Origin of the sequence: Romboutsia sp. CE17, from assembly GCF_012317385.1 — a bacterium.
Taxonomy (GTDB): domain Bacteria; phylum Bacillota; class Clostridia; order Peptostreptococcales; family Peptostreptococcaceae; genus Romboutsia_E.
Window position 1 is genome coordinate 3,076,635 of sequence record NZ_CP051144.1, and the last position, 24,992, is coordinate 3,101,626.

At 27.6% G+C, this 24,992-nt stretch carries 29 protein-coding genes and 1 riboswitch; of the genes, 21 read left to right on the top strand and 8 right to left on the bottom strand.

The features are described 5' to 3' along the window. Positions 1-173: 173 nt before the first annotated feature. The 10 genes from HF520_RS14925 to HF520_RS14970 all read left to right on the top strand — a co-directional run bounded on the left by HF520_RS14925 (position 174) and on the right by HF520_RS14970 (position 9,648). A complete protein-coding gene (locus HF520_RS14925) occupies positions 174-1,481 on the top strand; it encodes a bifunctional folylpolyglutamate synthase/dihydrofolate synthase (protein WP_168574662.1) in 1,308 nt (435 codons plus the stop codon). A gap of 209 nt (positions 1,482-1,690) precedes the next feature. Further along, entirely contained in the window at positions 1,691-2,407 is a 717-nt protein-coding gene (locus HF520_RS14930) for a rhodanese-like domain-containing protein (RefSeq protein ID WP_168574663.1), read from the top strand. A 66-nt stretch (positions 2,408-2,473) separates the two neighbouring features. Then, positions 2,474-3,196: a TVP38/TMEM64 family protein gene (locus HF520_RS14935; RefSeq protein ID WP_330586280.1), complete on the top strand. Its 723-nt coding sequence runs from the start codon at positions 2,474-2,476 to the stop codon at positions 3,194-3,196. 70 nt (positions 3,197-3,266) lie between these two features. Next, positions 3,267-4,403: a (Fe-S)-binding protein gene (locus tag HF520_RS14940; RefSeq protein WP_168574664.1), complete on the top strand. Its 1,137-nt coding sequence runs from the start codon at positions 3,267-3,269 to the stop codon at positions 4,401-4,403. 14 nt (positions 4,404-4,417) lie between these two features. After that, positions 4,418-5,086 carry a TVP38/TMEM64 family protein gene (locus HF520_RS14945; RefSeq protein WP_243155161.1) on the top strand — a complete coding sequence of 223 codons (669 nt, stop codon included), beginning with the start codon at positions 4,418-4,420 and terminating at the stop codon, positions 5,084-5,086. A gap of 15 nt (positions 5,087-5,101) precedes the next feature. After that, entirely contained in the window at positions 5,102-5,686 is a 585-nt protein-coding gene (locus HF520_RS14950) for a CDP-alcohol phosphatidyltransferase family protein (protein ID WP_168574666.1), read from the top strand. A 10-nt stretch (positions 5,687-5,696) separates the two neighbouring features. Next, a complete protein-coding gene (locus HF520_RS14955) occupies positions 5,697-6,914 on the top strand; it encodes an ABC transporter substrate-binding protein (RefSeq protein ID WP_168574667.1) in 1,218 nt (405 codons plus the stop codon). Beyond that, positions 6,907-7,767, top strand: a complete 861-nt coding sequence (locus HF520_RS14960; RefSeq protein WP_168574668.1) for an ABC transporter permease — start codon at positions 6,907-6,909, stop codon at positions 7,765-7,767. Before HF520_RS14955 ends, HF520_RS14960 begins: the two co-directional genes overlap by 8 nt. 8 nt (positions 7,768-7,775) lie before the next feature. Continuing rightward, positions 7,776-8,576 (top strand): ABC transporter permease, encoded by an 801-nt coding sequence (locus tag HF520_RS14965; RefSeq protein WP_168574669.1) that lies wholly within the window; start codon positions 7,776-7,778, stop codon positions 8,574-8,576. Positions 8,577-8,610: 34 nt separating this feature from the next. Continuing rightward, positions 8,611-9,648 (top strand): ABC transporter ATP-binding protein, encoded by a 1,038-nt coding sequence (locus tag HF520_RS14970; protein WP_168574670.1) that lies wholly within the window; start codon positions 8,611-8,613, stop codon positions 9,646-9,648. A gap of 68 nt (positions 9,649-9,716) precedes the next feature. Here the strand turns inward: HF520_RS14970 and HF520_RS14975 are convergent, their stop codons facing one another. Continuing rightward, positions 9,717-9,965 (bottom strand): TIGR03905 family TSCPD domain-containing protein, encoded by a 249-nt coding sequence (locus HF520_RS14975; protein WP_168574671.1) that lies wholly within the window; start codon positions 9,963-9,965, stop codon positions 9,717-9,719. A gap of 131 nt (positions 9,966-10,096) precedes the next feature. Between HF520_RS14975 and HF520_RS14980 the strand changes: the two genes are divergently transcribed. Then, positions 10,097-10,963: a YncE family protein gene (locus HF520_RS14980; RefSeq protein ID WP_168574672.1), complete on the top strand. Its 867-nt coding sequence runs from the start codon at positions 10,097-10,099 to the stop codon at positions 10,961-10,963. A 2-nt stretch (positions 10,964-10,965) separates the two neighbouring features. On the opposite strand, the gene HF520_RS14985 is transcribed toward HF520_RS14980, so the two are convergent. From HF520_RS14985 to HF520_RS14995, 3 genes are all read right to left on the bottom strand, one after another. Continuing rightward, a complete protein-coding gene (locus tag HF520_RS14985) occupies positions 10,966-11,502 on the bottom strand; it encodes a DUF4364 family protein (RefSeq protein ID WP_168574673.1) in 537 nt (178 codons plus the stop codon). Between the two features lie 179 nt (positions 11,503-11,681). Next, a complete protein-coding gene (locus tag HF520_RS14990) occupies positions 11,682-11,888 on the bottom strand; it encodes an alpha/beta-type small acid-soluble spore protein (RefSeq protein WP_168574674.1) in 207 nt (68 codons plus the stop codon). Between the two features lie 115 nt (positions 11,889-12,003). Further along, entirely contained in the window at positions 12,004-12,174 is a 171-nt protein-coding gene (locus HF520_RS14995) for a hypothetical protein (RefSeq protein ID WP_168574675.1), read from the bottom strand. A 131-nt stretch (positions 12,175-12,305) separates the two neighbouring features. Between HF520_RS14995 and HF520_RS15000 the strand changes: the two genes are divergently transcribed. The 9 genes from HF520_RS15000 (at position 12,306) to HF520_RS15040 (ending at position 19,893) form a co-directional block, all read left to right on the top strand. Beyond that, on the top strand, positions 12,306-13,073 hold the full coding sequence (locus HF520_RS15000) for a polysaccharide deacetylase family protein (RefSeq protein WP_168574676.1): 768 nt from the start codon (positions 12,306-12,308) through the stop codon (positions 13,071-13,073). 116 nt (positions 13,074-13,189) lie between these two features. Next, on the top strand, positions 13,190-13,828 hold the full coding sequence (locus tag HF520_RS15005) for a single-stranded DNA-binding protein (protein WP_168574677.1): 639 nt from the start codon (positions 13,190-13,192) through the stop codon (positions 13,826-13,828). Positions 13,829-13,918: 90 nt separating this feature from the next. Next, entirely contained in the window at positions 13,919-14,488 is a 570-nt protein-coding gene (locus HF520_RS15010; RefSeq protein ID WP_168574678.1) for a class I SAM-dependent methyltransferase, read from the top strand. A gap of 82 nt (positions 14,489-14,570) precedes the next feature. Next, complete coding sequence (locus HF520_RS15015) at positions 14,571-14,708, top strand: hypothetical protein (RefSeq protein ID WP_168574679.1); 138 nt, start codon at positions 14,571-14,573, stop codon at positions 14,706-14,708. Then, positions 14,705-16,486 carry a sigma-54-dependent Fis family transcriptional regulator gene (locus tag HF520_RS15020; protein WP_168574680.1) on the top strand — a complete coding sequence of 594 codons (1,782 nt, stop codon included), beginning with the start codon at positions 14,705-14,707 and terminating at the stop codon, positions 16,484-16,486. Before HF520_RS15015 ends, HF520_RS15020 begins: the two co-directional genes overlap by 4 nt. Positions 16,487-16,730: 244 nt before the next feature. Continuing rightward, entirely contained in the window at positions 16,731-18,035 is a 1,305-nt protein-coding gene (locus HF520_RS15025) for an L-cysteine desulfidase family protein (RefSeq protein ID WP_168574681.1), read from the top strand. Positions 18,036-18,104: 69 nt separating this feature from the next. Continuing rightward, positions 18,105-18,644 (top strand): hypoxanthine phosphoribosyltransferase, encoded by a 540-nt coding sequence (hpt, locus tag HF520_RS15030; RefSeq protein WP_168574682.1) that lies wholly within the window; start codon positions 18,105-18,107, stop codon positions 18,642-18,644. Between the two features lie 109 nt (positions 18,645-18,753). Next, on the top strand, positions 18,754-19,158 hold the full coding sequence (locus HF520_RS15035) for a VOC family protein (RefSeq protein ID WP_168574683.1): 405 nt from the start codon (positions 18,754-18,756) through the stop codon (positions 19,156-19,158). Positions 19,159-19,290: 132 nt separating this feature from the next. Then, positions 19,291-19,893: a DUF4397 domain-containing protein gene (locus tag HF520_RS15040; RefSeq protein ID WP_168574684.1), complete on the top strand. Its 603-nt coding sequence runs from the start codon at positions 19,291-19,293 to the stop codon at positions 19,891-19,893. 52 nt (positions 19,894-19,945) lie between these two features. Here HF520_RS15040 and dapD read toward each other — a convergent pair whose 3' ends face one another. From dapD to HF520_RS15060, 4 genes are read right to left on the bottom strand one after another with little or no spacing between them, the layout of a single operon-like run. Continuing rightward, entirely contained in the window at positions 19,946-20,662 is a 717-nt protein-coding gene (gene dapD / locus HF520_RS15045) for a 2,3,4,5-tetrahydropyridine-2,6-dicarboxylate N-acetyltransferase (RefSeq protein ID WP_168574685.1), read from the bottom strand. 29 nt (positions 20,663-20,691) lie between these two features. Beyond that, the gene (gene dapB, locus HF520_RS15050) at positions 20,692-21,435 is read right to left on the bottom strand and encodes a 4-hydroxy-tetrahydrodipicolinate reductase (RefSeq protein ID WP_168574686.1); all 744 of its coding nucleotides are present in this window, start codon (positions 21,433-21,435) and stop codon (positions 20,692-20,694) included. Beyond that, positions 21,429-22,325 (bottom strand): 4-hydroxy-tetrahydrodipicolinate synthase, encoded by an 897-nt coding sequence (gene dapA, locus HF520_RS15055; RefSeq protein ID WP_168574687.1) that lies wholly within the window; start codon positions 22,323-22,325, stop codon positions 21,429-21,431. The genes dapB and dapA overlap by 7 nt, the downstream gene beginning before the upstream one ends. An 11-nt stretch (positions 22,326-22,336) precedes the next feature. Further along, positions 22,337-23,335, bottom strand: a complete 999-nt coding sequence (locus tag HF520_RS15060) for an aspartate-semialdehyde dehydrogenase (RefSeq protein ID WP_168574688.1) — start codon at positions 23,333-23,335, stop codon at positions 22,337-22,339. Between the two features lie 102 nt (positions 23,336-23,437). Continuing rightward, positions 23,438-23,608: riboswitch (Lysine riboswitch) on the bottom strand. Positions 23,609-23,756: 148 nt separating this feature from the next. On the opposite strand from HF520_RS15060, the gene HF520_RS15065 reads away from it, so the two are divergent. Beyond that, positions 23,757-24,950, top strand: coding sequence for an L-serine ammonia-lyase (locus HF520_RS15065; protein WP_168574689.1), 1,194 nt, complete (start codon positions 23,757-23,759; stop codon positions 24,948-24,950). Positions 24,951-24,992 lie beyond the last annotated feature (42 nt).

Below are 24,992 nucleotides of genomic sequence, written 5' to 3' on the forward strand. Positions count from 1 at the left end.
TAATATTTTTTGTAGTATATAAAGTAAATTTTTTTATATTAGTAAGAGTTATAATTCATAACAAAATATACTATAATTAACTTAGAAAATACAAAATATATAGATCATAAACAGCAAGTTTTAACGATATATAGATAATTTATTTAAGACATAACTATTACAAGGGGGAAAGTATGAATTATAAAGAATCATTGAAGTACATAGAAGATACACATAAATTTGGTATAAGATTAGGTTTAGACTCTACAGGAAAATTACTAGAACTTTTAGGCAATCCACAAGAAAACTTAAAAGTAGTTCATGTAGCAGGAACAAATGGAAAAGGTTCAGTTTGCTCATTTATAGCAAATATATTAAAAGAAGAAGGTTATAAGGTTGGACTTTATACATCACCATATTTAGAAACTTTTACAGAAAGAATAAGAGTAAATGGAGAAAATATACCTGAAGAAGATGTAGCAAGAATAATAACTATAATAAAAGATAAAATAGAAATAATGATTAATGAAGGTTATTCTGCTCCTACAGAATTTGAAATAGTAACAGCTATGGCATTTTATTATTATAATGAACAAAACATGGATTATGTAGTATTAGAAGTTGGTTTAGGTGGAAGATATGATTCAACAAATGTTATAAAAACTCCATTAGTAAGTGTAGTAGTATCAATAAGCTTAGATCATATAGGAGTACTTGGAGATACAATTGGAAAGATAGCATATGAGAAAGCTGGAATAATAAAAGAAAATGGGGCTGCAATAGTATATAAACAAGTTAAAGAAGCTGAAGATGTTATAAAACAGGTTTGTAAGGAAAAAAATGCAGAATATATAGAAGTAAACTTTAATGATATAGAAATTAAGAAATCTGATATTTATTCACAAGTATATAATTGCACAGTTATGGGAGAGAAATTTGATAACTTAGAAATAAGGTTAATAGGAGAACATCAAATAAATAACTCAATAGTGGCACTAAATGTAATTAAATTTTTGAGAGATAATAAAAATATTAAAGTTAGCAATGAATCTATAGAAAAAGGTCTCTTAAATACTAAGTGGCCAGGTAGAATAGAAAAAATAAAAGATAAACCAATGTTCATCATAGATGGAGCTCATAATGAAGATGGAGCGAAATCTCTAGCTAAAGCTTTAGAAAAGAACTTCCCAGATAAGAAATTAACTATGTTAATTGGAATGTTGGCTGATAAAGATGTAGATAGTGTTTTAAAAATATTAATGCCTAAATTTAACAAAGTAATTACAACGACTCCAGCTAACGATAGAGCAATAAGTTGTGAAGAATTAAAAAATAAAATATCTAAGTATATTGAAGATGTAACTGCAATTGAAAATATAGAAGAGGCAGTAAAATATACTTTAGATAATGCAAAAGAAGATGATGTTATAATTAGTGCTGGTTCATTATATATGATAGGAACAGTTAGAACATTAGTAAACGAAAAAGAATTAGTTATATAAAAATAAATATAAAATATAAAGGCTACCTTAGGATAATTGAAATTACCTTTAAAAGGTAGCTTTTATATTTATTAATTATAGATAAAATCTATAAATATATATCAAATATTGTATATTTCTATAAAACTTTACTAAAAAAATAGTATTTGATATAATTTAACATGGAATAATTGAATAATATGTAAATAAAAGTAAATGGGGGAGTAATAATGAAATTAAACAAAAGAATAAAAGTTTTATCAGTAGGGATGTTATTAGTATTAACACTAAGTAGTGTTGTTGGATGCTCATCTAATAATGGAGTTTCATCTTATAGTGATATAGACTCAACTAAAACATTAGAGTTAGTTGAAGAAAATGAAAAAACATTAGTTATAGATGTTAGAGATACAGATGCATATGCAAAAGGACATTTAGCTAATGCTATAAATATACCATTCGATGAATTTGAGAGTAAAATAGCTGATTTAGAGGGGTATAAAGACCAAGATATAATATTAATATGTAACACTGGAAATAAAAGTGGTAAAGCAGCTAAAATGTTAGTAGATAAAGGTTTTAGTAAGGTATATAATGCAGAAGATGGAATGGAAGAGTTTGATTATAAAACAGTTAAATACAACAATGTAACAGGTAGTGAATTTGAAAAATTAGTAGAAGAAAATAAAGATGCAGTTATATTAGATGTTAGAGATGCTAAAGATTATGATAAGAGTCATATAGAAAATGCTATAAATATACCAATAGATGAATTTGAATCAAGAATTAATGAGCTTAAAGACTATAAAGATAAAGAAATTTTAATTTATTGTTCAGTAGGAAGAAGAAGTGCTCAAGCTGCAGGAATATTAGAAAATAATGGGTATAATAATGTTTCTAATTCAGTAGATGGAGTAAAAGAATATGAATTTAAATTAGTTAAATAAGCTAAATTAAGAGGGGTATATAAATTTAACATTTTTATATACCCCTTTACTTAATAATAGAGAGGATTGATTAATATTAGTAATGTAAAAGAAAATAAAAGAAAGGGTTTAAATAAAACATTTTGGATTACTTTAGGAACTATAGTAGTACTAATTTTAGCTTATTTATTTATTCCTCAAGTAAATAGTGTTATAAATAAAATGACTTCTTATTTAGTAGCTCTTGATATGGAAGGACTAAAAGAATATATTTTATCCTTTGGAATGTGGGCTCCTATAATATCATTTTTACTTATGATACTTCAATCAGTAGCAGCACCATTGCCAGCGTTTGTTATAACTTTTGCCAATGCAGCTTTATTTGGATGGATAAAAGGAGCAATATTATCATGGTCAAGTGCAATGGTAGGGGCAGCACTATGTTTTTACATAGCTAAGTTTTTAGGTAGAAATACAGTAGAGAATCTTACAAGTAAATTTGCTCTTGATAATATAGATGATTTTTTTGAGAAATATGGGAAACATACTATTTTAATAGCAAGACTACTTCCATTTATGTCATTTGATTTAGTAAGTTACGCTGCAGGACTAACATCGATGAACTTTACATCATTTTTCATAGCTACAGGGTTAGGCCAATTACCAGCAACTATAGTTTACTCATATGTTGGCGGTATGTTGACTGGTGGAGCTAAACTAATGGTTACAGGATTATTTACATTGTTTGCTCTTAGTATACTTGCATATGTAATAAAAATGATATGGAATGAAAAAAATAATAAAAATTAGATTTATAAAGGGATGTTTGAAAATATTAATATTTTAAGACATCCCATTTATAAAGTGTAGGTGATTACTTATGAATAAGATAAATCTAGATAAAAAAACTATAGAATTAGTGAGAGAAAAACATAAAGAATGTATAAACTGTAAGTTATGTTTTGATGTATGTCCTATGATGAAAGAGTACAGCTCTTCTCCAAAAGAATTAATGATTGATATAGTCGAGAATAAAAATATAGATAAAAATATACCATACTCTTGTATGTTATGTAGTATTTGTAAAGTAAAATGTCCTAAAGATATTGATCTAAAAGAGATGTTTTATGACATACGAAGGGACATAATGAGTAGTAACTATAAAAATATAAAGAATTTAGGATATAATACAATAAAATTTCATCAGATAAATAGCTTTTCACCAATATTTTCAAGGAGTTATATAAATAATAAAACTAAGAAAATATTTTTACCTGGATGTAGCCTTTCAAGTTATAGTCCTGATATAGTTATAAAAACTTATGATTATTTAAAGAGTCATATAGATGATATTTCATTAGCAGTAGAGTGCTGTGGTAAACCTACACTTGCTATGGGAGATGAGAAGAAATTTAAAAAGTATTATTCTAAATTAGATAATATATTCAAAGAAAATAAAATAGAAGAAGTTATCGTAGCCTGTCCAAATTGTTTTGATACTATAAGAAATAGCAGTAAAGATATTAAGGTAACTTCATTATGGTCAGTAATTAATGAGTTTAAAATCCCTGATGAGCTAAAAAAACACTATGATGACATAGAGCAAGAATTTTCTCTTCACGATCCATGCCCTATAAGATATGAAAGTAAAATACATGATGATGTAAGAGATATTTTAAAAGATTTAGGTGTTAAAATAGTTGAGTTTGATAAAAATAGGGACAAAAGTGAATGCTGTGGTGCAGGAGCTATGGTTAGGGTAACTAATCCTGAGATTTCAATAAATCAAACTAATAAAAGAGCAAATGAAGCTAAAAGTGATACTGTAGTATCTTATTGTGAATCTTGTTGTGAGTCTATGATGTCTGTAGGGAAAAATTCTATACATATATTAGATTTTATTTTTAATGAAGATGTAATAAACAAGAAAAAATTTGCTCAGAATAGAACTTCTGTAATTTATAAATGGAAAATGAGATATAAGACAGTTCAAAAAGGAAAAAATAATAAATTTTAATGGAGATATTTATTGTGAAAAAGAATAAGCAAAAAATATTAAAAATAGCTTTAGGTATTTTATTTTTAGCTATTATATTAGTAGTTATTTATAAAATATATAGTTTAAATTTAGGTTCAGAAGAAATTAAGAACTATGTACAAGGATTTGGAAAAATTGGGCCATTAGTATATATTATAATGTTTTCATTAGTTCCGCTTACATTATTTCCAGATTCAGTCTTAGCAATAGCTGGAGGACTTATATTTGGTTTATTCAAAGGATATATATATACAACTATAGGTGCATTAATTGGAGGAACTATATCTTTTTATATATCTAGATATTGGGGAAGAGAAGTTGTAAAGAAGCTTACTAAAGAAAAATTAGATAAAGTAGAAGAAATGATTAATAATAGAGGATTTATAATAATTTTTATATTAAGGCTAATTCCACTATTACCATATGATGTTATAAGTTATGGTGCGGGACTTACAGCAGTTAAGTATAAGGATTTCTTATTAGCTACATTATTTGGAACTATACCAGGTATATTAGTATTTACTAACTTAGGAGCACAAACTGTTAATATTGGAAGTAATAGTTTTTATATATCAGTAGCTTTATTAATTCTTTTATTTATAATATCAATATTTTTTAAAAATAAGTTCATATCAAAGGAACTTAAAAATGACATAAAGTAAAATTAGGAGGCAATGATGCTAGATACACATGCGAGAAAATATATTAATCCGATTATTGACTTAGGAGCAAAATTCTTTTTAAATTTGGGATTGAAGCCAAATCATGTTACTATAATAGCTCTTTTAGTAGGGATATCTACTTCTATATTTTTATATTTTGATATGAAATTAATTGCTGTTGCAGTATTATGGTTTTCTGGATATTTAGATGCAGTAGATGGAGCTATGGCAAGAAATAGTAATCTAACATCATCTTTTGGAACATTACTAGACATAGTTTCTGATAGAATAGTTGAAGTAGGAATGATAATTGTATTCGGAATAAACTTTGTAGATGTTAGATTTAATTTATTAATATTAGCAATATCTATATTAATGTCTATGACCATATTTTTGACAGTTGGAGCATGCACAGAGAAAAAAGGTATGAAGTCATTTTATTATCAAGCAGGAGTTGCAGAAAGAAGTGAAGGATTTATATTGTTTTCATTAATGATTTTATTGCCGAATTATTTAGGAATAATAAGCAATATATTTTCTATATTAGTTTTATTTACAGCTGGGCAAAGATTCTTTGAAGCTAAAAGAATATTAGATTAGGAGTGAGATTATGAGAAAAAAATTATTAAGTATATTATGTGTAATATTATCAATATCTGTTGGATTAGTAGCATGTTCTAAAAAAACAGATACATCTAATGATATAAGTGTATTAGAAAGTAATTATGATGAAATATTAGAAAAGGCAAAAGGTACTACTGTAAACTTTTATGGATATGGTGGTAACGAAGTAATGAACAAATGGTTTGATACATATGTAGTGGATCAAATGAAAGAAAAATATGATATAACAGTAAAAAGAGTTGGTATGAATATAGATGAAATTTTAAATCAACTACTATCAGATAAACAAGCTGATAATAATAAAGGTTCTATAGATGTAGTTTGGATAAATGGAGAAAACTTTAAGACTGCAAAAGAAAGTAATTTATTATTAGGATCATTTGTAGAAAAACTTCCAAACTTTAATGACTATGTAGATGTTACATCTGAAGATATAACAGTTGATTTTGGAACAAGTGTTGATGGATTAGAAGCTCCTTGGGGAAAAGCTCAATTTGCATTAGCAGTTAATTCAGATAAAGTATCACAAGCAATAAATGATACGAAGTCGCTAAAAGAGGTGATAATGTCTAATCCAGGAAAATTTACATATCCAGCTTTACCAGATTTTACTGGAAGTGCATTTGTAAGAAATGTAATTTACGATATAGTAGGTTATGAAAATATAGCAAATTTACCAGAGGATAAAGAAGAAGTGAGAAAAGCTATACAACCTGCAATGGATTATTTAAATGAGATAAAACCTTACTTATGGAATGAAGGAAAAACTTATCCATCTACAACATCTCAATTAGATAACATGTATTCAGATAATGAAGTATATTTTACTATGACATATTCTCCAAACTCATTACAAGGAAGAATGGATAGTGGAGAACTAAGTAAAGCTACAAAAATAATAGAATTTAAAAATGGAAATTTAAGTAATACTCATTTCTTAACTATACCATTTAATTCTCAAAATCAAGCAGGGGCTATGGTTTTAATAGATTTCTTAATGAGTATAGATGCTCAGGGGTCAAAAACTTATAGTGAAAACTGGGGTGATACTACTATTTTAGATATGAATAAAGTCCCAGATGAAGATAAATCAAAATTTAGTGAAGATAGTATAGTAATAAAAAATTCAGTACCAGAACTAAGTGCAGGAATGGTTCCTATTATAGAAGAGATATGGACTGAAGAGGTGTTAGAAAGTGAATAAAAAGTTAAAGCCATATTTTCTAATATTACCTGTAACTATATTATTAGGTTCAATTATGTTTGTTGGTCTAGCTAATTGTATAGTGCAAAGTTTAGGATACTTTCCTCAAATAGGTATGGATAATATGACTTTAGATTATTATAGAGAGATTTTAGGTGAGGCAACTTTCTTAAAGTCTCTTCTATTTAGTATAAAAACATCTTTAATATCAGCATTAATTTCTATTTTTATAGGTGTAGTATTATCATATCTACTTTGCCAAGAAAAACATTCAAAGTTAAGAAATTCAATAATACATTTGCCAGTAATAGTACCGCATATAATAGTAGTTATACTGATGATATTTATATTTTCTCAGACTGGAATTATATCAAGAGTACTTTATAATTTAGGTATAGTAAGAGATTCTTCCCAATTTATGAATTTAATTTTAGATGATAAAGGTATAGGTATAATATTAGTATATATATGGAAGGGAGTGCCTTATGTAGCACTTACAACTTACAATATACTTAAAAGTGTAAATGAAAAGTTAGAAGCTGCGGCTTTGAACTTAGGTGCTACTAAAATTCAAAGTTTTATATATGTGATTTTGCCATTGGCAATTCCATCAATTATTTCATCTTTTATAGTATTATTTTCTTTTGCTTTTGGATCTTATGAGGTTCCATTTTTAATTGGTCCAAGTACACCAAAGGCATTGGCAGTGTATTCATATGTAAACTATATAAGTTCAGATTTAAGTAAGAGGTCTTTAGCTATGGTTATAAATACGATATTATCTATTGTAAGTTTTATTTTACTAATAATATATAATAAGGTATTTAGTAAAATGTATAAATATAAATTATAGGTGAATTTATGAAAAAGAATGTAAAAAAATTAATTTTAGGTATAATGTTAATATCTATTATAATTCCTATATTAATACTAATACTGTGGTGTTTTATAAATAGTTGGCCATATCCTGATCTACTTCCTAAAAATTACTCAACTAGAGGATTTGAATATATATTTAATATATCTAACTTAAAAATCTTAATTAATAGTATTTTTATATCTATGATTATAGTAATTATAACAATTTTAATAAGTGTTCCGGCAGCAAAAGCAGTAGCATTATATGAATTTAAAGGTAAAAAATTATTTGAGCTATTAGTTTTATCTCCAATAATAATACCAATGATTTCTATAGCAATGGGAATACATATAACTTTTATTAAACTAAAATTAGCAAATAATTTGCTTGGAGTAATAATTATTAATATAATTCCATGCATACCATATGCGGTAAGGATTATAGGTGATGTATACAAATTAGTAGGAGATAGGCTTGAGCTACAAGCGGAGATATTAGGTGCTAGTAAATTTAATATATTTAGATATATAACTTTGCCACTTATACTTCCTGGTATAATTGGAGCTAGCAGTATGTGTTTTATAATATCTTTTAGTCAATATTTTTTAACTATGCTAATAGGCGGAGGAAGAATTATTACTTATCCAATGATAATGTTTCCTTATATACAAAGTGGAGATAGAAACATATCAGCATTATACAGTATAGTTTTTTTAGTAGTAAGTATAATAGTATTAATATTAATAGAAGGTAAAATAAAAAAATACTATAAAAATAATGAAGAAACTTCATATTTAATATAAATAAAGATATATTTAAAAATGTGAGGAGATTAATATGTCACATGTAAAATTAGAAGGTTTAACTAAGAGTTTTAGCAATATAGAAGTATTGAAAAATATCAATTTAGAAATAAAAGAAGGTGAAATAATATCCTTATTAGGAGAGTCTGGATGTGGGAAAAGTACAACACTTAAAGTTATAGCAGGTATATTAACACCTGAGAATGGTGATATTTTATTTGATGGAGAGAGTGTTAAACACTTGCCCACTGGAAAAAGAGATGCAGCTATAGTATTTCAAGATTATTTATTGTTTCCGCATATGAACGTTTTTGAAAATATAGAGTTCGGTTTAAAGATGAAAAAAATCAAAAAAGATTTAAGATATAAAAAAGTAAAAGAGCTAATAGAATTAGTGAAATTAGATAAATATGAAAGTAAGTATCCTTTTGAACTATCGGGAGGTCAACAACAAAGGGTGGCTATAGCAAGGACATTGGCTATAAATCCGAAGGTTTTATTATTAGATGAACCATTTTCTAATTTAGATATAAACTTAAGAAATGAAATGAGAGAATTTGTTTTAGAACTGCAAAAAAAACTAAAGATAACAACTGTATTAGTGACTCATGATAAAGAAGAAGCCTTGATAATGAGTGATAGAATAGCAGTTATGGTTGATGGTGAGATAGTTCAGTACGATACTCCTAAAAACCTTTACGAAAAACCAAACAGTAAATCTGTAGCTAATATTTTTGGTGAACGAAATTATATATTAGGAAAAATAAAAAATAATAGATTTATAAGTAATATAATAGAAATTAATTTAGAAGATAGTGAAATATATTCACAAAATGAGGATTTTATAGAAGTAATGATTCCTAAAGAAAGTATATATATAGGAGATAAAGGTTTACAAGGAAGAATAATAAAAAGAAAGTATGCAGGGGAAAATACCTATTATGAAATTGAATTAGGAAATCAAACATTAAAATGTAGTAGTTGCAATCATGACTATAATGTTGGAGACTGTGTGAAAGTATCTATAGATAACAGTAAGTTAGTATATTTTAAAAATAATAGAGTGATCTAAATATTTATATGGAAAAAGTGCTATTAAGTTATTGAATAGCACTTTTTTATTTTATAAAGCATAAAACTTTATTTAAGAGCTTCTCTTAAAGCTTTAGATAATTGGTCTGGACAAGATGTAGACTTACCACCACAAGTTATGTTTTCAAGTCTATTAGCAATATCAGTAGCATCTCCACCGATAACTAATTGTTTGATTCCGATTAAATTACCAGGACAACCACCGATGAAGTCAACGTCAATTATTTTATTGTTGTCATCTAATTCAAAAACCATTTCTCTACAACATACACCATTTGGTTTAAACGAAAATCTCATAATAATGTCTCCTTATTTTATTCATTTAAAAATAATGATACCAATTTAAGTAAAAGAAAGCAATGAATAATCTTAGAAAAATCATAATATATTATTATATAATATGCAGACTATGGAAGGGAGGGGATTCTTTGAAGGTATATATATCTAACTATCTATCAAAGAGTATAAGTATAATAGATTATTATACTCTTAAAGTAGAAAAAGTAATAAATCTAGATGACAGTATATGTCCACATCATTTTTGTGTAGACAAAGAAAAAAATCTGATTTATCTACCTAGCTCGAGTGATGGAATGATTTATATTTATGATATGAAAACAGATAAAATTCTAGACACTGTTTCAGCTGGAGGTAATCTTAGTCAAATAGTTTTATGTAATGGAGAATTGTTTATAGCAAATGAAGACTCTGATAGTATATATATTTTAGATAGAGAAACCTTAACGCCAATAGGAATTATAGGATTAGATTATACACCTCATGGATTAGATTTTGATAAAAGTCTAAATAAATTATATGTATCGTGTATAAATTCAATTGTATGTATCGACGTAGATAAAAAGAAAATAGAAAAACAGATGAAAATAGATTTTAAAGGGTGGCATTTAAAAATAAATAAAGAAAATGAAGAAATATATATATCTACATTAGATGGTAAGGTGGTAATAGTAGATATGAAGAATATGAAAATTAAGGAAGTTTTAGAGTATTTTTTATTGCCATTAGAAATTAGATTTAATTATCAAAATAAAGTAGTCTATATTGCTGATCTAGGATATAAAAATATAAAAATATTAGATAGTAATACAGGTAAGTATATTGCTAATATAAAAGTAAATGGAATACCGCAAGGTTTAGAAATTTCTAGTGATGGGAATTTTTTATTTGTTTCTGATACTCAAAATAATTCTATAAAGGTATATAATTGTATAACAAACCAATTAATAAAAGAAATTAAAGTTGGAAAAGAGCCTACCACTATAGTGTGTATGTAGGCTTAATGATTGTTACGTATTAGTAAATCTATAACTTCTGCATACATATCTGATGCATTATTCTTCCAATTATTACAGATAAGTTGAGCTTGTTTCTCAGAAGAAACATTTAAATTTAAATCTATTAAATTACACTGATTTTCAATTACCCTTAAATTAACTATAAACTCATTATCACTTTGTTTGACAAAGCTAGATTTAACTTGAGTATCAGCTAATAAATTTTCTCTATTAGAAAGTATATACTCATCAACTTTTTTAGTAGAATTCTCTGGTATTCTAGATAAAAAATATTCTAAAGTTTCAACCCCTTTTTGTGTAAGAGAATAGTATTCTCTATCAGAGTCTTTGTATGTAATTAAAAACTTAGATTCCATAAGTTGAGATAAAAGTTGTTGCAATGAAAAATAATTCATCATTTCAGTTTCTAAAACAACTTGTGTTATTTGAGAATTAGTTAAATCCATATTAATTTTATCTAATATGTATAAAATTAATAGCTTATGATAAGCTAACTCTTCAGATGAGTTTTCAAACATATTATCATCCTCCGTAAAACTATTTCTATATATTATATTAAACCAAAATATATAAAAATAAAAGTAGAATTTATTTAATATTCGATTTTAAATAAAGATAAAGAATAAATCACAGAAAAAGGCTACCGGTTAATTGGTAGCCTTACTTTGCCCAAGTCTAAAAATTTACTCACTATTGGCTATTTACCAGCCATTTGTTGTTCTGCCATTTCTACTAATCTTTTAGTCATGTATCCACCTACGTAACCGTTTTGTCTAGCTGTTAGGTTACCTTTATCTATATTTTCATAGTTAGATAAACCTATTTCATTAGCTATTTCTAGCTTCATTTGATTTAAAGCAGCTTTAGCTTCTGGTACGACTGTTCTGTTATTAGAGTTTGACATAGTAAATTTCCTCCTTAGTTGTCATTTACAACACTTTTGTTTGTGTTGTTAATAGTATTTTTACCGAATTTAAAGTTTATATTCTGAAAAAAATAGGTAATTTTGTAATATTAAACTAGTTAAAAGTTTTACGATTCATTTTTATCTTTTTATCTTTTCTAATTCCTTCATATATACCGTGAGGTTCACGGTTATAATGTAATTCATTCTGTGCTAAAGTATTAACTGTTTGATTTAATTTTGATTTTGATTGAATATTTTTAAGTGAATTTTTAATGTCAGACATTACTACACCACCTTTTATTTTTATTATTAATTTTAAATTGCCCAAATAAGAAATTTATCTTTATAGTAATTTTTTGAAATAAAAAAAAATAAGTTTTAAATATAGGGACTATACATTAAAGGGGGTGTAAAATGAGTTTAAAAAATAAAAGGGCTAAAGCCTTTTTTCTAAGCATAACTTTTTTCATAGTTGCACTACTATTAGTATTCGCCTTAGTTTATGGAATAAAGTACATATGCTCTATAAACGATAATGCAAATATACCTATATATAGGGTTGATACAGATGATAAGAGAATAGCTATAACATTTGATGTGGCATGGGGAACAGAAAATATAGATGATATAGTAGAAATACTAGAAAAACATAATATCAAAGCAACATTTTTCTTAGTTGGTAGCTGGATAGATGATAACAAAGAAATAGTCAAAATGTTAAATGAAAAAGGTCATGAGATTGGCAACCATTCAAATACTCATCCTAATATGAATAATCTTTCAGATGAAGAAATTATGAATGAAATAGAGATTACCTCAGAAAAAATTTCAAACATAACAGGGAAGGAGACAATTTTATTTAGGCCACCATTTGGTGAAGTAAATGATGAAGTTATGGGAGTTTGTAAAGCATTAGATTATACAGTTATAAAATGGGATGTGGACTCTTTAGATTGGAAGGATATAGGTCCTGTACATATAATAGATAGAGTTTCTAAAAACGTTCAACCGGGTTCTATAGTATTATTTCATGCAAGTTCAAGCAATGTGAAAGAATATTTAGATACAATACTTACACAGATAGAAAGTAAAGGATATAGCATAGGAACAGTTTCAGACTTAATTTATAAAGATAATTACAATATAAATTCATCTGGAGTACAAAAACTAAAAGAAGATTAATCTATCAAGATTAAAATTATATTTAAATGTGTAATAAATTTAAGTTGTAATAAATATATTTGTTATATAGATTTAGATAAAATAATGGAATTAACAATTTTGGGGGGATAAAGGTTATGATAGATATAAAAGATGACACAAATGTAGTATACTTAAGAGGAGAATTAAGTGAAAATATGGATTTTAGCCATGAAATTTTTGGAGAGAAGTTTTTTAATACAAAAATAAAAATAAATAGACTAAGTGAATCTTATGACATACTTCCATTAACTATATCAGAGCGTTTGCTACAAGAAGTTGATATTAAGGCTAATAATTTAGTTAATGTAATTGGACAGCTTAGATCTTATAATAAGAACATAGATAATAAAAATAGATTAGTGTTGACTGTTTTTGCAAGAGAAATAAAAAACACTGAAGAGAATAATAAAGATCCAAATAGCATATTCCTAGACGGATATATATGTAAAAATCCTATATACAGAAAGACGCCTTTAGGAAGAGAAATAACAGATCTATTAGTTGCAATAAATAGACCATATAATAAATCTGACTATATTCCATCTATTGTTTGGGGAAGAAACGCAAAGTTTGCAAAGACTTTAAAGGTAGGGGATAGAGTTCAAATGTGGGGAAGAGTACAAAGTAGAGAATATGAAAAAAAGACTGAAAATGGAGATGTAATAAATAAGGTAGCTTACGAAGTCTCTATATCTAAAATTAAAAAACTATCTGAAAATAATAGCCAAATATAAATACTTTGATTTATCTATTGAATAGTTGGTCGTGATTTATTATAATCTATTTTATGATAAATTATAATTAGATGTAAGAGGGGGAGCACAGTGAAGAGCGCAGTATATCATAATTATGAATTAAACGCTGGCGACAGTGAAGATTCAGATGATTTGAAAAATTTATTGGATACTATTAAGTATGATATAGGAGACAAGATATTACTTGTTGGAGATATAGGTAATTTAGGAAAAAGGCTTAGGATGCTTGGGGTTAATGTAACAATATTAGAACATAAAGACTACCAAGATGTATGTCCATCTTTAATAAACAATGAAAACTGTACTGTTGTTAGAGGAGCATTAGAATATATGCCTTTTGATGATAGCTTTTTTGATAAAGTGATAGTATTAGATCATTTTAATCACACATGTAATTGTAAGAAAGCTTCAAGTGAAATACGTAGGGTCTTAAAGCATAAAGGTGAACTTATACTAGAAGACCGTAATTTAAAAAATTTAAAGGTGAAATTAAAGTACCTTAAGCATAGACTTCTAGGAGAACACGTACATTATAATTATCCGCAGGAAATATTTAGCTTATTTTCAAATTTAAATTTTGAAGGTGCTCTCAAAGAAATAGAAAATGAAAGATACATTTATGTAGGAAAAATAAAATAAATGAATTAAAATATAATTATAGATAAAAATATTTAAAGACTAGGATATCCTGGTCTTTTATTATAGGAGAGGAAAAATTAGAATGAATATTAATTTTACCTTAATAGCTGTAGTAATGTTATTTGTAATACTTATGTCAATTCAATTAACGTTAAATAAGATTTACGTAGTTTTAAAAGAGATGAAAGAGCTGATGAAGCTAAAGAAGAATAAGGAATGATAACTATGAATAGTTTAGAATATATAAAAGAAGATATTCAAAATATTGCAGAGGCCATATTAGCCGTTCTTGATATAGATGTAACTATAGTTGATGATAAATTAATAAGGATAGCTGGTACAGGTAGATATATAGATAAAATAGGTGAAAAGTTAGATGGATATTCTGCATTTAAAAAATCTTTACAAGAACAGGTATCTATAATTATTGACGACCCCCATGTTAGTACAATATGTAAAGAATGTGATAACAAACTTTACTGTAAAGAACATGCAGAAGTTTGTTGTCCTATTATGCTAGATGGTTACACTTATGGGGTTATTGGATTAATTGCATTTACAGAATCTCAAAGAAATATTATAAAAAACAACAAAGATGGACTTTTGAATTTCTTAGGTAAAATGGCAGATTTGATATCTAATAAATTAAAGGCGCAAATAAAAGCTGATGAACTTGAGTTTGAGAAGAAAAAGCTTGAAATACTTATAGATAGTATGGATAAGGCTATAGTATCTATTGATGTTAATGGCTATATAGATAGATACAACTCTAAGTTTAAAAAAATGTTCAGCTTAAATAATATAGATATAGAGAATAAAAGTATAGTAAATGTTTTAGATTTTATAAATGAGCCTCTTAATAAGGATTTTAAAAAATATAAATCAGGTATGTTCTTTTATAGAAAAGGATCTTATGAAATAAAGGGAATTTATAATATAAACAAAATCATAGTAAAAGATAAATTAAAAGGTTATGTAATTGACTTTATAGATAAGAGAGAAGCAATTAAAAACTACAATAGAATAAATAAGGACTATAAAATAATATTAGATAATATTATTGGTGAAAGTAATTTAATAAAAAGTATAAAAAAAGAAGCTTTTATAGCTTCAAAATCTAGTTCAACAGTTTTAATAAGCGGAGAAAGTGGTACAGGAAAAGAGTTATTTGCAAGAGCAATTCATAATCATAGTAATAGAGTAGATAATCCTTTTATAGCTGTAAATTGTGCAGCAATACCAGATAACCTTTTGGAAAGTGAATTATTTGGATACGAAGAGGGAGCATTTACAGGAGCTAAAAAAGGTGGAAAACTAGGTAAATTTGAATTAGCTCATAAAGGGACCATATTTTTAGATGAAATAGGCGATATGAGCCTTCATCTTCAAGCAAAATTACTTAGAGTATTACAAGAAAAAGAGCTTGATAAAATAGGTGGAAAAACAAATGTATCTATAGATGTAAGAATTATTGCAGCTACTAATAAGGATTTAGAAGATATGGTATCTAAAGGAAACTTTAGGGAAGATCTATATTATAGATTAAATGTTATTCCAATACATTTACCAAGTTTAAGAGAGCGAAAAGAGGATATACCATTATTAATAGATTTTACAATAAAAGAGTATTCGAAGAAATTAGGAAAAAATGTAGAGTATGTAGATAAAGATGTTTTAAAAGTGATGATAAATTATAAGTGGCCAGGGAATATAAGAGAGCTTCAAAATATAATTGAATATAGTATTAATATGTCTTCATCATCTGTAATAACTTTAGACGTTATTCCTCAAAAATTAAAAAATAATAGCTGCCATGAAGCTATTGAAAAGTCTGGTGAAATTAGAACTTTAGATAATTTAGAAAAAGAAGAAATTATAAAAGCTTTAAATAAATTTAAAGATTATAAAAAAGATAAAGAATTAGCGGCAAAGGCTCTAGGTATATCAAGGGCAACTTTATATAGAAAATTAGAAAAATATAAAATAGTCTCAAAGTGATACTAAATCTCATTTTGAGACTATTTTATATTAGATTGAGATTTTACATAGTTAAAAAATAGTTTTCATAAAAAAATAATAGTATATTCTCCTATGAGAATGAAGTAAATTACACGTTTGATAAAAAAAATAATTTTATATGAAAAATGGCATAGATTTTGCTATATTTATATATGAAATTAAATTTAGATTAAAGAAAGTATGAATAAGTAATTTAAATAAAATTCTTTAGGAGGATATTATTATGAGAGATATAAGATCAAACTTAATAAATATATTAAAGGAAGAAGTTAAACCAGCTTTAGGATGTACAGAGCCAGTAGCAGTAGCATTAGCATGCGCAAAGGCAAAAGAGTTATTGGGAGAAGAAGTTTTAAAGAATAAAATATTATTAAGCCCAAATGTATATAAGAATGGTATGTGTGTTGGAATACCAGGTACAGATAGATTAGGATTAAAAATAGCTGCTGCTATGGGTATTTTAGGTGGTCATTCAGAAAATGGATTACAAGTATTAGAAACTTTAGATGAAAATCAAGTTAAATGTGCTGAAAACTATATGGATAATAATCATATAGATATATCACCATTAGATACAACTGAAAAAGTATATATAGAAGTAAGTTTAAAAGGCGCAAATCATAGTTCAAAAGTCATAATAAGAACTAAACATGACAACTTTGTTTATTTAGAAAAAGATGGAGAAGTTATATTAAACAAAGAAGAAGAAAATACGAATACTCAGACAACTGAAAAGCAAGAAAATATAATGGATAGTATAACTATAAAGGAATTGGTTGAAAATATTGAAAAGCTTAATTTTGAAGATATTAAATTTTTATTAGATGGTATATCTATGAATGAAGAGATAGCTGAAGTTGGATTAAAAGAAAAAGTAGGAATTGGTGTAGGTTATGGAATAAAAAAATCTATGGAAGAGGGTCTTCTAGGTGATGATTTAATGAATCAAGCTATGATGATAACAGCAGCTGCATCTGATGCTAGGATGGCTGGAATAAAAATGCCAGTCATGAGTTCTAATGGAAGTGGTAATCATGGATTAACAGCTATACTACCAATAGTAGCTTATAATAAAAAATTCCCTCAAAGTGAAGAAAAACTTGCTAGATCTCTAGCTATATCTCATTTAATTACAGCTTATGTTAAAAACTTTACAGGAAGATTATCTGCGGTATGCGGTTGCGGTGTTGCAGCTTCAACTGGAGCAACAGCAGGAATATCTTGGCTAATGAGTGGAGATATAAAGCAAATAGAAAGCTCTATAGAAAATATGGTAGCTAATTTAAGCGGAATGATTTGTGACGGAGCTAAAGCAGGATGTGCTTTAAAATTAGCGTCAGCAGCATCAGCAGCAGTACAAAGTGCTATAATAGCTAAGCAAGGATGTCATGTTCCAGCGATGAATGGAATTGTTGGATCAAAAGTAGAAGAAAGTATACAAAACTTAGGAAAAATAAGTGATAAAGGAATGTCAGTTACTGATAAAGTTATAATAAATGTAATGGATGAGATGAATAAAGTAAATTAAATCCTCCTTGCAAAAGATACTAATCTCTTATAAAATGGATTTATCATCATTAGAAGTGGAGGTTACATTATGGATATAGAAACTAAAAAATGGGAAGTTTTATGCTCTAAAGAACAAATAGATGAAAGATTAAAAGAGTTAGGTGCACAAATATCAGAAGATTATAAGGATAAAAACTTATTAGTAGTATCTTTACTAAAAGGAAGCTTTATATTCTGTGCGGATTTAGTTAGACAAATAAACGTTCCAGTTAGAATAGAGTTTATGACAACTGCAAGCTATGGACATGGAGAAGAAAGTAGTGGAACAGTAAAAGTAGTATCTGATATAAATACAGATTTAAATGGATTTGATGTACTAGTTGTAGATGATATAACTGATAGTGCTCTTACTATGGATTTTGTAATGAAACATTTAAAAGCTAAGAATCCAGCTAGTATAAAATCTTGTGTGTTATTAGATAAGCCAAGTAGAAGAAAGGTTGAATTAGTACCTGACTACTGTGGATTCACAATAGAAGATAAGTTCGTTGTTGGATATGGACTAAATTATGGTGATTACTATAGAAATGTTCCATATGTATTCAATGTAACAAATGAAGATAGATAGTATTTAATTAGAGGTTTTTTAAGGAGTGATTTCACTTCTCAAAATAACCTCTTTTTAAATTAAAAAATATAAATATAAAGCAAGATAAAAAATTAAAGGAGATATATCTATGAGTAAAAAATTTATGCATCATGTTTGTATTCAAACTGATAAATATGAGGAGTCTTTAGCTTTTTATAGGGATATCATGGAGTTTGAAGTTGTTAAGGAGACTGTTGGTTTTCATGGTAGAGATTTTAATACATGGCTAAAACTTGATGATTTTATGATTGAACTTCAGACAGCTAAAAAAGGAAATACTTTTAATAAATGGAGCTCTTTAAATGAAGGGATTGTTCATATGTGCTTTTTAGTAGAGGATATAGATGCTGAATATAAAAGGATAATAGAGTTGGGTTATAATAAATTTAAGATTAAAAATGGCGTAGTTATTTACGATGTAGAAGATGGTAGATTATTTAAGATTAAGGCTCCTGAAGGTACAGAAATCGAGATTAGAGATACAAATATATAATTAAAAAAAATAGCCTCTTATAGATTAGCTAGATTCTAATATTTAGTTGATTAATGAGAGGCATTTGTTGTATCAAAATCATTATAAAATCAATATTATGATAGTAGTATTACATGAATAGGGGGTAGTATTGTGAGAAATTGGAATGGAAAATATTCTTTAGTTAGATTTCTTCATGCAGTACCAGATGGTGAAGAAGTAGATATTTATATAAATGGTACTCCATTTTATAAGGGATTAGAATTTACAGAGTTTAGTCCTTATGTTTATATACCAGAAGGAAATTATACAGTTACGGTGTATTTAGAGGATACTAGAGAAAATCCTATAGTGACTCAAAGTATAAATGTAAAAGTTAATGAGTTAGTTACAATTGCAATAGTAGGTGATGGTAAAAATATAGAGTTAATACCAGTAGTTGAGGAAACAGAAATCGTTAGTGGAAATAATTCTAAAGTTAGAGTAGTACATCTATCACCAAATGCACCTGCAGTAAATATAGCTGTGGATGGTCAAGAAATATTTAGTAATGTAAAATATAAAGATATAACGGAATATATACCATTACCTGCAAGAACTTATGCAGTAAATGTAAATGAAGCTGTTACTAATAAGCAACTTCTTCAAAATCAAGTGACAATAAACCCAGGTAGAATATACACATTTTATGCAGTTGGAAATATGCCAAATGCAGAAGTTATCCAATCTTTAGATGGAGCAACATTCATGAAGTAAATTATATATATAAAGCCGATTAATTCAAGTTTGAATTAATCGGCTTTTTTAACTAATCAAGTTCTCTAAGATCATTCATTATTATAGTTTTAGAAGTCGTTTTTTCGTCTTTAAACTTAATTACCTTAGCAGGAGACCCCGCTACTACAGCATTTGGTTCAACATCTTTAGTTACTACTGATCCAGCTGCTACAACAGCACCTTTTCCAACTTTAACTCCTTCTAAAATAACACAATTTGCTCCTATCATAACGTCATCTTCTATGACAACAGGAGTAGCAGAAGGTGGCTCTAAAACACCAGCAATAACAGAACAAGCTCCTAAGTGAACATTTTTACCTATTATTCCTCGAGCTCCTATTACTGCATTCATATCCACCATAGATCCTTCACCAATAACAGCACCGATATTAACGATAGCTCCCATCATAATTACAGCATTTTTACCAATAGTAACCATATCTCTTATTATGGCACCAGGTTCTATTCTTGCATCTTCATGTAAGTAGTTATATAGAGGAATTGCTGAGTTTCTTCTATCATAGTCAATATGAATATCGTCAATATGATTTTGTTTTGGTTCAAGTTCTTTCATTATTGTTTTGTAATCTCCAATTAAAGTATATGAACCATTAGATCCAAATACCTTAAATTTATCATTTTTCTTAAAATTTAAAAGCTTTCCAGATACATAAATCTTAACTGGTGTTTGTTTGTCAGCTTCTTTTATAAATCTAGCTATTTCATAAGCATCATTTAAATTTATCATAAGTTGAATCCCCCTTAGTAATGCCTTAATTAAAACATATTATCCATATTATAGTATCCAGGCTTTTGTGAAACTAAGAACTTAGCAGCAACAATAGAGCCTTTAGCAAATATATCTTTAGATTGAGCAGTATGTTTAATTTCAACTATCTCATCATGACCTGCAAAAATAACATCATGTTCACCGACTATAGTGCCACCTCTTATAGCATGGATACCTATTTCATTTTCTTTTCTTTTAGCCTCACGACCATATCTACCATAATTGTTTTCAACATTAGGTAGAACTTCTTTAATAGCATTAGCTATCATAACAGCAGTGCCACTTGGTGCATCTACTTTTTTATTGTGATGTTTTTCTATAACCTCTATATCAAAATCATTTAATACTTTAGCTGCTTGTTTTACTAATCTTAATAAAATATTTACTCCTAAAGACATATTATAAGAATGGAATAGAGGTATAACTTTAGAAGCTTCATAAATTTTATTTAATTCATCATCATTATATCCAGTTGTAGCTATAACTAATGGAGTTTTAGTATCCACACTATATCTTAAAACTTCATTTAAAGCTGAATGATGAGAAAAATCTATAATTACATCAGCAACTTCTTTTATATCATTAAAATTGGTATAAGTTTTAAAGTTTAAATCATCAGTGTTATTAGAAGAAACACCGCAAATTAATTCTAATTCTGGATCTTCAATAACACACTTAGCTAAAACTCTACCCATTTTTCCACTACATCCATTTATTATAACTTTTAACATGTTCCCTCCTGTACCTTTAAACCCCAGTTGATCAATTCTCTTTGCAGAACTTCTATATTTTTAGAATCCATTTCAGCTAATGGTAACCTTAAATTTCCAACATCAAAACCTAATAAATTAGCAGCAGTTTTTACAGGGACTGGGTTTACTTCTATAAATAAAGCATCTATTAAAGGTTTCATTTCAAGTTGTAACTTTCTAGAAATTTCTAAATCACCTTCAAAGAATTTATATACTAAATCATGAGTTTCTTTCGGACAAATATTAGCAAGAACAGAGATTACTCCATGGCCTCCTAGTGATAATAAAGGGAGTATGCTATCATCATTACCTGAATAAATAGCAAAATCATCTGGAACTAATCTAGCTATCTCTGCAACTTGGGCTAAATCCCCACTTGCCTCTTTTATAGCAACTATATTATCTAGTTTTGCAAGTTCAGCTACTAGTGAAGGTGACATATTTACACAAGTTCTTCCAGGAACGTTATACATTATTATAGGTATTTTGACACTAGCAGCTATAGCTTCAAAGTGTTTTTTTATGCCTGATTTATTACCCTTATTATAATAAGGAGTTATAACTAATAGTGCATCTGTTCCAAGTTTCTCAGCTTGTTGACTCATATAAATAGAGTGGTTAGTGTCATTACCACCAGTACCAGCTATAACTGGTATTCTTTTGTTAACTTTATCTATAACATATTTAATAACAGCAAGATGCTCTTCGTCATCAAGAGTACTAGCCTCACCAGTAGTGCCACAAGCGATTATAGCGTCTGTATTATTTTCTATATGAAACTCAACTAATTCACCTAATTTTTCAAAATTAACTTTACCATCTTCATTAAATGGAGTTATTAATGCAACACCAGACCCTTTAAATATCATAAAGATTCCCCCTAAACTAAATTATATTTTAATACTAACTCAGCTATCTGAACTGCATTAGTTGCAGCACCCTTTCTTATGTTATCCGCAACACACCAGAAGTTTATTCCATTATCTACACTAAAATCTCTTCTTATTCTTCCTACAAAAACTTCATTATGACCGTTAGTATCAACTGCTGTAGGATATTCAAGTTTATCAGGGTTATCTACAACTACAACACCATCCATATTTTTTAAATCATTAACAATAGATGAAAGTTCAAATGGTTTTTCAAGCTCAACATTTATAGATTCACTATGACAGTTTTTGACTGGAACCCTAACTGTAGTAGCAGTAACTTTTATATCATAGTCATTGAAAATTTTCATAGTTTCATTTATCATTTTTATTTCTTCCTTTGTATAACCATTATCGGTAAATACATCTATATGAGGTAGACAGTTATATGCAATAGGATGAGGATAGAAGTTGTTAGGTTCACCTTTTATGCCATCTTCTAAGTCTTTAACTCCTTTAAGACCAGATCCTGAAACAGCTTGGTACGTAGAATATATAACTCTTTTTATTTTATATTTCTCATGAAGTGGTTTTAATGGAACTACGGCTTGAATTGTAGAACAATTTGGGTTGGCTATAATTCCTTTATGTTCTTTAATTGCATCGGGATTAACCTCTGGAACAACTAATGGAACGTTAGGATCCATTCTCCATTGGCTAGAATTATCGATAACTAATACTCCTTTAGATGCTGCAATAGGAGCGAATTTTTCACTTATAGAACCTCCTGCAGAGAATAGCGCTATTTGTATATCTCTATCAAATGAGTTTTCTGTTAACTCTTCTATTACACAATCTTTTCCTGCAAACTTTACTACAGAACCTGCTGATCTAGCAGAAGAGAATAAATAAAGATTTTCTATTGGAAAGTTTCTTTCTTCTAATACTTTTAAAAAAGTTCTCCCAACCATGCCAGTAGCACCAACTATTGCTAAATTTATTTTTTTCATTTTAATCACCCCAGTAATATATATTTATTAAAGCTATATAAAATACATACAATTAAAAAACGTACAAAGGAATACCTTGTACGTTTTTTTATAACACAAAGTAAACCTTGTAGCCCAACACTTAAAAAATAAGTGACAGTATTGTATATATTCTATACAATCCCAGAAAATACCTTTGCCAAGATATATCTTCGGCTATAATTCCTTTCTCTAATTATCTACACTTGCCAGCTACAATTAGATAATAATAATTACAGCACCTCTACTATAGGTTAATAGATCGTTAAATTTAGTATAATTCTAGTAGATAAAATTAAAAAAAGCAACTGAAAATTTTATTAAGAATATATATCTAAGCATACTATAAAAAGATATAATTAATTTGAAGCATAAGTTTTTTACAATAAAAGGGGGAATTCTAATGGATACTTTAAAGGAACTATATAAAATTGGTTGTGGACCATCAAGCTCTCATACTATGGGTCCTCAACGAGCTGCAACAAAATTTAAGGAAAAAAATCCTAACGCAGCTAGCTTTAGAGTTGAATTATATGGTAGTTTAGCAGCAACAGGGGAAGGACATTTAACTGATTATATTATAAAGAAAACTTTAGAACCAAAAGAAGTTGAATTTATTTGGGAACCAGATACAATTAAAGAATTTCATCCAAATGGGATGACGTTTAAAGCATTAGATGAAAATAAAAATATAGTTGATGAATACACAGTATTTTCTATAGGTGGAGGAACTATTAAAGAAGAAAATGAAAAAAATATAGATGAGAGTCAAACTTATCCAATAACATCAATGGCGGAAATAATTAATTGGTGTAAAGAAAATAATAAAACTATATTAGATTATATTTTAGATCATGAAGATGAAGACATTTTAGATTATATAGATAATATAAGATTAGTTATGAAAAAATCAATAAAAGAAGGATTAGAAGCTACAGAGGTTATACCAGGAAAATTAAAATTAAAAAGAAGAGCAAAAGATTTTTATGAAAAATACTTAGAATCAAATAAATTTACTACTATGCTATTTTCATATGCTTTAGCGGTATCTGAACAAAATGCATCAGGGAATATAATTGTTACAGCTCCAACATGTGGATCAGCAGGAGTTGTGCCAGGTGTTCTTTTAAGCTTACAAGAACATAGTTCGTATACAGATACAGAGATAAATGAAGCTTTATTAGTAGGTGGATTAATAGGAAATCTTATAAAACATAACGCATCTATTTCAGGAGCTGAGGTTGGATGTCAAGGTGAAGTAGGAGCAGCTTGCTCAATGGCAGCAGCAGCTATTGCATACCTAAAAGGTGGAACTATAGAACAAATAGAATATGCTGCAGAAATAGCTTTAGAACATCATTTGGGCATGACTTGTGACCCAGTTTATGGTTATGTACAGATACCTTGTATAGAAAGAAATGCAATTGGAGCTGAAAGAGCATTAGACTCAGCAAATTATGCACTACTAACTGATGGAAGCCACTTTATAACATTAGATCAAGTTATAGAAACTATGAAAGAAACAGGAATTGATTTGATGGATAAATATAAAGAAACAGCAAAAGGTGGATTAGCTAAGCACTTCTTCTCTTGCTAGGTGATTATAGGTAACATATTATATATTTAAAATATTCATTAA

Bases quoted from the DNA above. Each gene is read 5' to 3' on its own strand.
- HF520_RS14925 (WP_168574662.1), top strand. From the start codon at position 174: ATGAATTATAAAGAATCATTGAAGTACATAGAAGATACACATAAATTT.
- HF520_RS14930 (WP_168574663.1), top strand. From the start codon at position 1,691: ATGAAATTAAACAAAAGAATAAAAGTTTTATCAGTAGGGATGTTATTA.
- HF520_RS14940 (WP_168574664.1), top strand. From the start codon at position 3,267: ATGAATAAGATAAATCTAGATAAAAAAACTATAGAATTAGTGAGAGAA.
- HF520_RS14950 (WP_168574666.1), top strand. From the start codon at position 5,102: ATGCTAGATACACATGCGAGAAAATATATTAATCCGATTATTGACTTA.
- HF520_RS14955 (WP_168574667.1), top strand. From the start codon at position 5,697: ATGAGAAAAAAATTATTAAGTATATTATGTGTAATATTATCAATATCT.
- HF520_RS14965 (WP_168574669.1), top strand. From the start codon at position 7,776: ATGAAAAAGAATGTAAAAAAATTAATTTTAGGTATAATGTTAATATCT.
- HF520_RS14970 (WP_168574670.1), top strand. From the start codon at position 8,611: ATGTCACATGTAAAATTAGAAGGTTTAACTAAGAGTTTTAGCAATATA.
- HF520_RS14975 (WP_168574671.1), bottom strand. From the start codon at position 9,965: ATGAGATTTTCGTTTAAACCAAATGGTGTATGTTGTAGAGAAATGGTT.
- HF520_RS14985 (WP_168574673.1), bottom strand. From the start codon at position 11,502: ATGTTTGAAAACTCATCTGAAGAGTTAGCTTATCATAAGCTATTAATT.
- HF520_RS14990 (WP_168574674.1), bottom strand. From the start codon at position 11,888: ATGTCAAACTCTAATAACAGAACAGTCGTACCAGAAGCTAAAGCTGCT.
- HF520_RS14995 (WP_168574675.1), bottom strand. From the start codon at position 12,174: ATGTCTGACATTAAAAATTCACTTAAAAATATTCAATCAAAATCAAAA.
- HF520_RS15000 (WP_168574676.1), top strand. From the start codon at position 12,306: ATGAGTTTAAAAAATAAAAGGGCTAAAGCCTTTTTTCTAAGCATAACT.
- HF520_RS15005 (WP_168574677.1), top strand. From the start codon at position 13,190: ATGATAGATATAAAAGATGACACAAATGTAGTATACTTAAGAGGAGAA.
- HF520_RS15015 (WP_168574679.1), top strand. From the start codon at position 14,571: ATGAATATTAATTTTACCTTAATAGCTGTAGTAATGTTATTTGTAATA.
- HF520_RS15020 (WP_168574680.1), top strand. From the start codon at position 14,705: ATGATAACTATGAATAGTTTAGAATATATAAAAGAAGATATTCAAAAT.
- HF520_RS15025 (WP_168574681.1), top strand. From the start codon at position 16,731: ATGAGAGATATAAGATCAAACTTAATAAATATATTAAAGGAAGAAGTT.
- hpt (WP_168574682.1), top strand. From the start codon at position 18,105: ATGGATATAGAAACTAAAAAATGGGAAGTTTTATGCTCTAAAGAACAA.
- HF520_RS15035 (WP_168574683.1), top strand. From the start codon at position 18,754: ATGAGTAAAAAATTTATGCATCATGTTTGTATTCAAACTGATAAATAT.
- dapD (WP_168574685.1), bottom strand. From the start codon at position 20,662: ATGATAAATTTAAATGATGCTTATGAAATAGCTAGATTTATAAAAGAA.
- dapB (WP_168574686.1), bottom strand. From the start codon at position 21,435: ATGTTAAAAGTTATAATAAATGGATGTAGTGGAAAAATGGGTAGAGTT.
- dapA (WP_168574687.1), bottom strand. From the start codon at position 22,325: ATGATATTTAAAGGGTCTGGTGTTGCATTAATAACTCCATTTAATGAA.
- HF520_RS15060 (WP_168574688.1), bottom strand. From the start codon at position 23,335: ATGAAAAAAATAAATTTAGCAATAGTTGGTGCTACTGGCATGGTTGGG.
- HF520_RS15065 (WP_168574689.1), top strand. From the start codon at position 23,757: ATGGATACTTTAAAGGAACTATATAAAATTGGTTGTGGACCATCAAGC.